The 1,352-nt window shown below is 66.2% G+C and carries 1 protein-coding gene; it reads right to left on the reverse strand.

The features are described from left to right. Window positions 1–1,352, reverse strand: a 1,352-nt coding sequence (locus ACL02S_RS24085; RefSeq protein ID WP_412804780.1) for a condensation domain-containing protein, incomplete at both ends; no start/stop codon positions are given.

A 1,352-nucleotide genomic window follows, 5' to 3' on the forward strand; every position in this document is an offset into this window, starting at 1 on the left:
GACCTGCGCCGAGAGCACACTGTCGGGATCGGTTTCCGCACCCAGCACCGCCCGCTGCCACACCGCGTAATCCGCGTACTGCACCGGCAACGGCGCCCACCCCGGCACCTGCCCGGCCGCACGCGCCGCGTACGCCACCATCACATCCCGGGTCAACGGCCCCATCGACCACCCATCCGCACTGATGTGATGGGCCACGAACACCAACACATGCTCGTTCTCACCCACCACGAACAACGCCGCCCGCAACGGGACCTCGACAGTCACATCGAACCCGGCCGAAACCACCTCACCGACCCGCTCCCGCAACTGCGCGACCGCAACCGGCCGCGCAGACAAATCCGGCACCGCCTGAGCCACCGGCACGATCAGCTGATACGCCACCCCATCCTGCTGCGGATAGATAGTGCGCAACACCTCGTGCCGCTCCACCACATCGGCCACCGCCGCCTGCAACGCCGCCACATCCAATACACCGGACAACCGCACCGCGACCGGAATATTGTTCACCGCCGACCCGGTATCGAACTGGTTCAAGAACCACATCCGCTGCTGCGCCAACGACAACAACACCCGCTCCGGACGCGGGCCTGCTACCAGCTCACGGCCGCGACCGGTTCCCGCATGCGATTCGACTCGCGCGGCCAACGCGGCCACCGTCGGGGCTTCGAACAGCATGCGGACCGGAACCTTGGCATCCAGCACCGCACCGATCCGCGCGACCACCTGGGTGGCGCTCAACGAGTTACCGCCGAGGTCGAAGAAATCGTCATCCAACCCGACAACATGTTCGCCTGCGGCTGCCGCTACCCCGAGTACCTCAGCGAAAGCGTCGGCCACGATCTGTTCGATCGGTGTCGACGGCGCCCGGAACGCCCGCACCTCGAACTCCGGCTCCGGCAACGCCCGACGATCCAGCTTGCCGTTCACCGTCAACGGCAACGCCGCCAACACCACAAACGCCGACGGCACCATATACGACGGCAACCGCCCCGCCAGCTCCCCACGAACCGCCTCGACATCCACCCCAACAACGGCACCATCAGTAGCAACGGCACCATCAGTGGCAACGTCAGCGGCGACCAGGTATGCCACCAACCGATCCCCCACCCGCGGATCGGACTTCGCGACCACCACCGCCTGCCCGATACCCGCCACCCCCAACAACGCCGCCTCGATCTCCCCCAACTCGATCCGGAAACCCCGAATCTTCACCTGGAAATCACTCCGACCCCGATACTCCAACACCCCCGCAGCCGTCCACGCCACCACATCACCCGTGCGATACATCCGCTGCCCCACCACGAACGGATCAGCCACGAACCGCTCCGCGGTCAAATCCACCCGACCCG

Source organism: Nocardia spongicola, from assembly GCF_047200775.1.
Taxonomy (GTDB): domain Bacteria; phylum Actinomycetota; class Actinomycetes; order Mycobacteriales; family Mycobacteriaceae; genus Nocardia.